We start from the raw sequence: 786 nt of genomic DNA, 5'->3' as shown, positions 1-786 counted from the left end.
TTATGCAGTTACTTTCGCAACAACACCAGCACCTACAGTACGACCACCTTCACGGATCGCAAAACGTAGACCTGGGTCCATTGCGATTGGGTGGATTAATTCTACTGACATTTCAACGTTGTCGCCTGGCATAACCATTTCAACGCCGTCTTGTAATTGGATTGCGCCAGTTACGTCAGTTGTACGGAAGTAGAACTGTGGACGGTAGCCGTTAAGGAATGGAGTATGACGACCACCTTCTTCTTTAGAAAGTACGTATACTTCTGCATCGAATTTAGTGTGCGGCTTGATTGTACCTGGTTTAGCAAGTACTTGACCACGTTGTACGTCTTCACGCTTAGTACCACGAAGTAATACACCACAGTTCTCGCCTGCACGACCTTCGTCAAGCAATTTACGGAACATTTCTACGCCAGTAACTGTAGTTGTTTGAGTATCACGGATACCAACGATTTCAACTGATTCGCCTACTTTCACGATACCAGCTTCTACACGACCAGTTACTACTGTACCACGGCCAGAGATAGAGAATACGTCTTCGATTGGCATTAAGAATGCTTTATCGATAGCACGTTCTGGTTCTGGAATGTAAGAGTCAAGCGCTTCAACAAGAGCAAGAACTGAAGGCTCACCATATTGACCAGCATCACCTTCCAACGCTTTAAGCGCAGAACCACGGATAACTGGAGTGTCATCACCTGGGAAGTCATAAGTAGAAAGAAGTTCACGAACTTCCATTTCTACTAATTCAAGTAATTCTTCATCATCAACAAGGTCACACTTGTT

General features: G+C 44.5%; 1 protein-coding gene. It reads right to left on the bottom strand.

The features are described 5' to 3' along the window. A partial coding sequence (locus AC07M3_RS19045; protein ID WP_494568033.1) for an elongation factor Tu occupies positions 1-786 on the bottom strand: 786 nt, incomplete at its 5' end.

This window comes from Acinetobacter sp. GW821-FHT09D10, from assembly GCF_059416285.1.
Note: the sequence above shows the minus strand (reverse complement) of the source record. Positions and strands in the feature narration are given on the sequence as shown.